Source organism: Jatrophihabitans sp. (assembly GCF_051960575.1).
In the GTDB taxonomy this organism is placed as follows: Bacteria; Actinomycetota; Actinomycetes; order Mycobacteriales; family Jatrophihabitantaceae; genus JBQCEE01.
In genome coordinates this window covers 1-8,223 of sequence record NZ_JBQCEE010000111.1, presented here as the reverse complement: position 1 = coordinate 8,223, position 8,223 = coordinate 1, and the positions used below count along the sequence as shown (strand labels likewise).

Sequence of the window (8,223 nt, the reverse complement as noted above, 5' to 3'; positions counted from 1 at the left end):
CGGAAGGCGACGGCCCCGGCCGGTCCGCCGACCGATGCCGTCGAGACGACCGCCGAGGACACCGCGGAGCCGGCCACGCCTGCGCTCGCGGCACCCGCCGTGCTGTTCCAGGCTCCCGACCCGGCCGCCGCCGTGCCGGTGCGGGGGGTCGACGACGAGGAGCCCGAGCCGGGCGACGTCGACCTGACGGTGGCCGAGGACGCCGAGGACCACACCGCCGAGCCCGACGACGTCAAGGAAGCGGCCATCGAGCAGGCGATCGGCGCGCGCCGCCGCCGTCGGCGTGGCCGCCGGGGACGCGGCGGTGCGGCCGCGGCCGCCGCCGAGGACGAGACCGGCGACGAGACCGAGGGCGAGGACGAGGCCGAGGCGGCGGAGTCCGGCGCCGAGGGCGAGGCCGGTGAGGGCGCCGAGGGTGCCGCGTCCACCAGCACGCGGCGACGCCGGCGGCGGCAGCGGGCCGGCAGCGCGGGCGACGGCGACGACGACAACCCGCCGAACACCGTCGTGCACGTGCGCGAGCCGAAGAAGGACGACGGCGACGACGGCGTGCGCGGCGTCAAGGGGTCGACCCGGCTCGAGGCCAAGCGGCAGCGGCGGCGCGACGGCCGCGAGACCGGCCGGCGTCGTGCGCCCATCCTCAGCGAGGCCGAGTTCCTGGCCCGCCGCGAGGCCGTCGACCGCGTCATGGCCGTGCGCCAGAGCGGGGACCGCACCCAGATCGCCGTGCTCGAGGACGGCGTGCTCGTCGAGCACTACGTCACCCGCGCGTCCAGCCAGAGCTACGTCGGCAACGTCTATCTCGGCCGTGTGCAGAACGTGCTGCCCTCGATGGAGGCCGCCTTCATCGACATCGGCAAGGGACGCAACGGCGTGCTCTACGCCGGCGAGGTCAACTGGGACGCCGCCGGTCTCGAGGGCAAGGCCCGCGCGATCGAGAACGCGCTCAAGCCCGGCGACAACGTGCTCGTGCAGGTCACCAAGGACCCGATCGGCCACAAGGGCGCCCGCCTCACCAGCCAGGTGACGCTGCCCGGCCGCTACCTCGTCTACGTGCCCGGCGGCGGCATGACCGGCATCAGCCGGCGCCTGCCCGACACCGAGCGGCACCGGCTCAAGTCGATCCTCAAGAAGATCGTCCCCGAGGACGCCGGCGTCATCGTGCGCACGGCCGCCGAGGGCGCGTCGGAGGAGGACCTCACCCGCGACGTCGAGCGGCTGCAGGCGCAGTGGGAGACCATCGCCGCGCACCGGTCGGAGGGCAAGGCGCCCGTGCTGGTGCACGGCGAGCCGGACCTCGCGATCCGCGTCGTGCGCGACGTCTTCAACGAGGACTTCAAGCAGGTCGTCATCCAGGGTGAGGACGCCCACCGCACCATCGCCGACTACGTGACCTCGATGGCGCCCGACCTCGCCGAGCGGGTCAGCCGGCACGCGTCCGAGAAGGACCTGTTCGCGGAGCTGCGCGTGGACGAGCAGCTCATGATGGCCCTCGACCGCAAGGTGTGGTTGCCGTCCGGCGGCTCGCTGGTCATCGACCGCACCGAGGCGATGACCGTCATCGACGTCAACACCGGCAAGTTCGTCGGCTCGGGCGGCAACCTCGAGCAGACCGTCACCCGCAACAACCTCGAGGCGGCCGAGGAGATCGTGCGGCAGCTGCGGCTGCGCGACGTCGGCGGCATCGTGGTGATCGACTTCATCGACATGGTGCTCGAGTCGAACCGCGAGCTGGTGCTGCGCCGCCTCACCGAGTGCCTCGGACGCGACCGCACGAAGCACCAGGTCGCCGAGGTCACCTCGCTCGGGCTCGTCCAGATGACCCGCAAGCGGGTCGGCGAGGGCCTGCTCGAGGCGTTCAGCGAGACCTGCCCGCACTGCAACGGGCGGGGCGTGCTCATCCACGCCGAGCCGGTCGACAAGTCGTCCGACAACGGCGCGGCCGCCGAGACCGACGACGAGCGCGGCTCCGGCGGCACCAAGGGACGCCGCCGCCGCGGGTCGTCGTCCGGCAAGGCGCGTGCCGCAGAGACGCCGGTCGAGCCGCCGGCCACGGTCGAACAGCGCCGGGCCGCGCTCGCCGCGATGGAGGCGATCCACCGGGCCGCGCACCAGGTCGACGAGCATGGCAATCCGCTGCCCGACGACGGTGTGCTGCCGGGCCCGGTCGACGGCGCCGGCGCGCCGGAGGCTGCGGCCGAGCCCGACGCGGACGCAGCCGCTGCGGCGGGCGTGGATGCGGTCGGCGAGGCCCTCGCCGTCGAGACCGGCACGGTCGGCAGTGATGGACTCGTCGCGGCCGAACTGGCGGCCGACGTCATCGCCGCCGTCGGCGCGCAGTCGGAGCAGACGGCCGAGGCGGTCGCCGAGGCCGCCGACATCCCCGTCGTCGCCGAGCCGGCCGACCTGGCCGACACACCCGCTGAAGCGCCGTCGTTCGCGTCGGTGCCCGAGCGCGAGGCCGCGGCCGAGCCGGCTGTGCCGGTCGAGGCTGCCGTCGAGGCGGATCAGGACGCGCCGCGTGCGTCCGGACGACCGCGCCGCCGCCGCGCGGCCAGCCGCCCGGCCGGACCGCCCGTCCCGACGACCAGCTGAGGCGTACCGCCTGACGCGAAACCCTCTCGTGTGGCCCATTTTTGTCCTCGAATACGAGCCACACGAGGGGGTTTCTGCTGCAGGGGTGACCTCCGGCAGCTACAGGTGGGCGCCGCAGCGGCGGACGGCGAGCAGGGTGAGGGCGCGGGCGGCGGCGAAGACCTCGGCCAGCTCGACCTGCTCGCGCGGGGCGTGGGCGAACCGCACGTCCCCGGGCCCGTAGTGCAGGGTCGGGATGCCGCCGAGGCCGGCGTAGAGCCGCAGGTCGCTGCCGTAGGGCGCGGCCACCGACGGCGGTTCGGGCAGGCCGACGTCGCGGACGGCCGCCCGCATCTCGTCGATCAGCCCGTGGTCGGGAGCGAGGGCGCCCGGCCCGAACTGCCCGCCCGGCCAGGTCACCGCGGGCGGGTTGTCGCGCATCCAGCCGTCGGACGCCGCCGCGGCCGCGATCGTCGCCTCGAACGCGGCCCGGGCATCGGCGGGGTCCTCGCCGAGCCGCACCCCGTAGCGTCCCTCGGCCACGAGCAGGTCGGGCACCGACGACGCCCAGTCGCCGGCGTGCAGCGTGCCGACCGAGATCGCGTACGGCACCGGGTTGCCCGCGAACAGCGGGTCGACGTCGGCATTGCGCCGCCGCTCGAGCTCCTCCATCGCCCGGTGCAGCACGACGTACGCGTCCAGCGCCGAGACGCCGTCGTGCCGCGTGCTGCCGTGCGCCGCCTTGCCCGGCACGACCAGCCGGAAGGTCAACGCCCCGGCCGTCGCGACGACGAGCCGGTCGGACGTCGGCTCGGGGATGACCGCGACGTCACCGGTGTGCCCGCGGCGCAGGGTGGCGAAGGCGCCGAGGCCGCCGTCCTCCTCCGAGACGACGCTGTGCACGGCGAGCGGCCGCTCGAGCCGCAGCCCGGAGCGCTGCAGCGCGCGGACGACCGCCAGGTTCACCGCCACGCCGGACTTCATGTCGCAGGCGCCGCGCCCGTGCAGGGCGGTGCCGTCGATCCAGCCCGAGAACGGGTCGTGGTCCCACTTGGCGCGGTCGCCGATCGGGACGACGTCGACGTGCCCGCAGAGCACCAGCGCGGGCACGCCGTCACCGGTCGCCCCGACCAGCCCGTAGCCCTCGCTGCGCTCGGCCTCGAGTCCGGGGAACGCCGGGTCGGCCAGCAACGACGGCAGGTCGAGCGACCACACGTCCACGTCCAGGCCGGCGGTGCGCAGCCACTCGGCGTGCCGGTGCTGCAGGTCCGACTCGGCGTCGGTGCCGGTCACGCTGGGCACGCGGATGAGCTCGATGAGGGACGCGACCAGCTCCTGCTCGTCCAGGGCCTCGAGCGCGCGTGTCTCGACGGGCGTCAGCATCACGCGTCCGCCCCCTGCGGCAGCAGCGTCTTCTCGTAGCAGACCGAGGTCGGGTCGCCGACGTAGTGGCCGAACGCGGGGATCGCCCGGTAGCCGCTGCGGCTGTAGAAGCGGTTGGCCTCGTGCAGCAGGTCGCCGGTCTCGAGCCGCAGGTGGGTCCAGCCGCGGGCGCGCGCCTCGTCCTCGAGCGCGGCCAGCACGGCGTCGGCGACCCCCGTCCCGCGGTGCGCCGGGTCGACGAACATCCGCTTGATCTCGCCGCTGGCCGGGCCGAGGGGGCGCAGCGCGCCGGTGCCCGCCGCGACCCCGTCGACGGACGCGACCACGACGACCACGGTGTCCGCCGCGCTCGGCTTGGGGCCCTGCTCCGCGTCGCGGCCGTAGCGGCCGTTGATCTCGAGACGCTGCGCCGCGCGCAGGCGTTCGGCGTCGGGGTCGTCCCAGGCGACGGCACGGACGAGGATCATGGGGCTGACGGTAGCGCCGGCGCTGAGCCGCTTTGCTCCGGCGTCGCCGCGTCCAGTAAGCTGGTCGACGGCCCATTTCGGGTCCACTGGTGCGCGCCTGTTCGCTGCGCACGATCAGACCAGCAGTTGAGGGACGGACCACGCATGTACGCGATCGTCAAGACCGGCGGCAAGCAGTACAAGGTCGCCGAGGGCGACGTGCTGACCATCGAGAAGCTCGAGGCCGCCCCGGGCGCCCAGGTCGCCCTGCCGGCGATCCTGCTGGTCGACGGCAGCGACGTCACGACCGACGCCGCCGCCCTGGCCGCCGCCACCGTCACCGCGGAGGTCGTGGCCCAGACCAAGGGCCCGAAGATCCGCATCCACAAGTTCAAGAACAAGACCGGCTACCACAAGCGCCAGGGTCACCGTCAGAAGCTGACCCAGGTGCGCGTCACCGGCATCTCGAAGTAAGGGAGCCTGAACCATGGCACACAAGAAGGGTGCGTCCAGCTCCCGCAACGGCCGCGACTCGAACCCGCAGTTCCTGGGTGTGAAGCGCTTCGGCGGCCAGGTCGTCAAGGCCGGCGAGATCATCGTCCGGCAGCGCGGTACCAAGTTCCACCCCGGCGCGAACGTCGGCCGGGGCGGCGACGACACGCTGTTCGCGCTGGCGCCCGGCGCCGTGCAGTTCGGCAGCTCGCGCGGTCGCAAGACCGTCAACATCGTTCCGGTGCAGGCCTGAGGGTCGGCACCATCGGAGGGCGGCCCCGGGCGACCGGGAGCCGCCCTTCGTCATTGAGGGAGTAGGAAGTGGCCGGGTTCATCGACCGCGTGGTGCTGCATCTCGCGGGCGGCAACGGGGGACACGGCGTCGCGTCGATCCACCGTGAGAAGTTCAAGCCGCTGGGCGGCCCGGACGGCGGCAACGGGGGCAGCGGCGGCGACGTCGTGCTCGTCGTCGACCCGAACGTGCACACGCTGCTCGACTTCCACTACCACCCGCACCAGCGGGCGGCGAACGGCAAGCAGGGCGCGGGCGGGCACCGCAACGGCGCCGACGGCGGCGACCTCGAGTTGCGCGTGCCCGAGGGCACGGTCGTGCTGGACGACGCCGGCGAGGTGCTCGCCGACCTGACCGGCGCGGGCACCCGGTTCGTCGTCGCCCGCGGCGGCCGCGGCGGCCTCGGCAACGCCGCCCTGGCCTCGCCGCGGCGCAAGGCTCCGGGGTTCGCCCTGCTCGGCGAGCCGGGCGAGGCGCACGACGTCGTGCTCGAACTCAAGAGCATGGCCGACGTCGGGCTGGTCGGGTTCCCGTCCGCGGGTAAGTCGTCGCTCATCGCGGCGCTGTCGGCGGCGCGGCCGAAGATCGCCGACTACCCGTTCACGACGCTCGTGCCGAACCTCGGCGTGGTCACGTCCGGCACCACGACACTCACGATCGCGGACGTGCCCGGGCTCATCCCGGGCGCCGCCGCCGGCAAGGGGCTCGGGCTGGACTTCCTGCGCCACGTCGAGCGCTGCGCCGTGCTGCTGCACGTGCTCGACTGCGCCACCCTCGAGCCCGGACGCGACCCGCTCAGCGACCTCGACGCGCTCGAGCACGAGCTCGCGCAGTACGAGGGCACGTTCGGTGAGCTGCTGGCCAAGCCGCGGCTCGTCGCGCTGAACAAGGTCGACGTGCCCGAGGCGCGCGAACTCGCCGAATTCGTGCGTCCCGAGCTCGAGGCCCGCGGGCTGCGGGTGTTCGAGATCTCGGCCGTCTCGCACGTCGGCCTGCGCGAGCTGACCTTCGCACTCGCCGAGGTCGTGACGGCCGACCGGGCGGCCCGCCCGGTCCCCGAGGCTCGCATCGTGCTGCACCCGACGCCGGTCGACGACGCCGGCTTCACCGTCGGCCCCGACCCGCTCGAGCCCGGCGGGTGGCTGGTGCGCGGCAGCAAGCCCGAGCGCTGGGTGGTGCAGACCGACTTCCAGAACGACGAGGCCGTCGGCTATCTCGCCGACCGGCTGCGTCGTCTCGGTGTCGAGGACGAGCTGGCCAAGCAGGGCGCCGAGCGCGGCGCCGCCGTGCGGATCGGCGAGGTCACCTTCGACTTCGAGCCGACCGGGGGAGTGGACGAGGAGGCCTTCCACGCCACCCGCCGCGGGTTCGACGAGCGGCTCGAGAGTTCGTCCCGCACCAGGGCCTCGGAGCGGTTGGCGGCGAAGAAGGCGCGCCGCGTGCCGTGGGAGGCGTCCGCCGACATCGATGCGGATGTCGCCGAGGGCGACGAGTGACCCGACCGACCGGTCGGTCGGCCATCGCCGAGGCGGCACGCGCGGTGGTCAAGGTCGGCTCGTCGTCGCTGACGTCGAAGGGCCATCTCGACCCGCAGCGGCTCGACGCGGTCGTCGATGCGATTGCTGCGCGGGCGGCCCTGGGTCGTCAGGTGGTGCTCGTGTCGTCGGGCGCGATCGCGGCCGGCCTCGGGCCGTTGGGGTTGCGCACGCGTCCGCGTGATCTGGCGACGCAGCAGGCGGCGGCGAGCGTCGGGCAGCTGCTGCTCGCCGAGCGGTACGCGGCGTCGTTCGCCCGCTACGGCCTGCGGGTCGGGCAGGTGCTGCTGACGGCCGACGACCTGCACCGCCGTGGCCACTACACGAACGCGAACCGGACGCTGCAACGACTGTTGAGCCTCGGCGTCATCCCGATCGTGAACGAGAACGACACGGTCGCGACGCACGAGATCCGGTTCGGCGACAACGACCGGCTGGCCGCGCTCGTGGCGCACCTGGTCGAGGCGAGCGCGCTCGTGCTGCTGACCGACGTCGACGGCCTCTACACGGGCCAGCCCGGACGACCGGGGTCGGAGTTCATCCCCGAGGTCGCGTCGCTCGAGTCGTTGGTCGGCGTCGACGTCTCGCGCGCCGGCAGCCATGTCGGGTCGGGCGGCATGACCAGCAAGGTCGACGCGGCGGCGATCGCCACGAGCGAGGGCATCCCGGTGCTGCTCGCCGCGGCGACGCGCATCGGCGACGCGCTCGCCGGTGTCGGCGGCACCTACTTCCACCCGTCCGGCGACCGCACCGCGTCGCGGCTGTTCTGGCTGCGGCATGCCACGACGCCGCGGGGCCGGTTGGTGCTCGACGCCGGCGCGGTGGCGGCGATCGTCCAGCGGCGCATGTCGTTGCTGCCTGCGGGCGTCACGGCGGTGAGCGGCGAGTTCTGGTCGGGCGAGCCGGTCGACCTCGTCGGACCCGACGGCGTCGCCGTGGCCCGCGGACTCGTCGGCTACGACGCCGCCGACCTGCCACCCCTGCTCGGCCAGCGCACCAGCGACCTGCCGGCCGAGTACCGGCGCGAGCTCGTGCACCGCGACGACCTCGTCCTGCTCTGATCCCCCGCTCGTCCCCAGTCCCAGTCGTGCCAGCGTCCTGGACATGACTGGGCCGGGGGACAAGGCGGTCAGGGGGGCGGGGCCGTGGTGGTGCCGAGCCGCAGTTCGAGCGGCATCTGTTGGTCGGCGACCGGCTCGCCGGCGATCGCGGCCGCGGCCATCGCACCGAGGCGGCGGCCCTTCTCCTCGCCCGGCTGGACGACGGTGGTCAGCGTGCCGTCGAACCACGGCAGCTCGATGCCGTCGAAGCCGGTGACGCTGAGGTCGTCCGGCACGCGGAGTCCGAGGTCGGCGGCGGCGCGGACGACCCCCATCGCCAGCAGGTCCGACTGCGCGACGATCGCGGTCGGCCGTTCGCCCGCCGGCACGTCGAGCAGCAGGCGCGCCGCGTCGGCCCCCTCGGCGATGCCGGTCATCGCCGCGCGGGCCATCGGGGCGTC

The 8,223-nt window shown here is 74.1% G+C and carries 8 protein-coding genes; 5 read left to right on the top strand and 3 right to left on the bottom strand.

Going from position 1 to position 8,223, the window contains the following annotated elements:
- The coding region (locus ACTHMS_RS05900; RefSeq protein ID WP_440305747.1) for an Rne/Rng family ribonuclease at positions 1-2,595 on the top strand (2,595 nt) is incomplete at its 5' end.
- Positions 2,596-2,694: 99 nt separating this feature from the next.
- On the opposite strand, the gene ACTHMS_RS05895 is transcribed toward ACTHMS_RS05900, so the two are convergent.
- A complete protein-coding gene (locus tag ACTHMS_RS05895; RefSeq protein ID WP_440305748.1) occupies positions 2,695-3,957 on the bottom strand; it encodes an ArgE/DapE family deacylase in 1,263 nt (420 codons plus the stop codon).
- The gene (locus ACTHMS_RS05890) at positions 3,957-4,424 is read right to left on the bottom strand and encodes a GNAT family N-acetyltransferase (RefSeq protein WP_440305746.1); all 468 of its coding nucleotides are present in this window, start codon (positions 4,422-4,424) and stop codon (positions 3,957-3,959) included. The genes ACTHMS_RS05895 and ACTHMS_RS05890 overlap by 1 nt, the downstream gene beginning before the upstream one ends.
- Positions 4,425-4,568: 144 nt before the next feature.
- Here ACTHMS_RS05890 and rplU point away from each other — a divergent pair, with 144 nt between their 5' ends.
- The 4 genes from rplU to proB all read left to right on the top strand — a co-directional run bounded on the left by rplU (position 4,569) and on the right by proB (position 7,783).
- Positions 4,569-4,877, top strand: a complete 309-nt coding sequence (rplU, locus tag ACTHMS_RS05885) for a 50S ribosomal protein L21 (protein WP_440305745.1) — start codon at positions 4,569-4,571, stop codon at positions 4,875-4,877.
- A gap of 13 nt (positions 4,878-4,890) precedes the next feature.
- Positions 4,891-5,148, top strand: a complete 258-nt coding sequence (gene rpmA, locus ACTHMS_RS05880; RefSeq protein WP_440305744.1) for a 50S ribosomal protein L27 — start codon at positions 4,891-4,893, stop codon at positions 5,146-5,148.
- Positions 5,149-5,216: 68 nt separating this feature from the next.
- Complete coding sequence (obgE, locus tag ACTHMS_RS05875; protein ID WP_440305743.1) at positions 5,217-6,683, top strand: GTPase ObgE; 1,467 nt, start codon at positions 5,217-5,219, stop codon at positions 6,681-6,683.
- Positions 6,680-7,783 carry a glutamate 5-kinase gene (gene proB, locus ACTHMS_RS05870; RefSeq protein ID WP_440305742.1) on the top strand — a complete coding sequence of 368 codons (1,104 nt, stop codon included), beginning with the start codon at positions 6,680-6,682 and terminating at the stop codon, positions 7,781-7,783. Before obgE ends, proB begins: the two co-directional genes overlap by 4 nt.
- Positions 7,784-7,851: 68 nt before the next feature.
- On the opposite strand, the gene ACTHMS_RS05865 is transcribed toward proB, so the two are convergent.
- On the bottom strand, positions 7,852-8,223 hold a 372-nt coding region (locus ACTHMS_RS05865), incomplete at its 5' end, for a substrate-binding domain-containing protein (protein WP_440305741.1).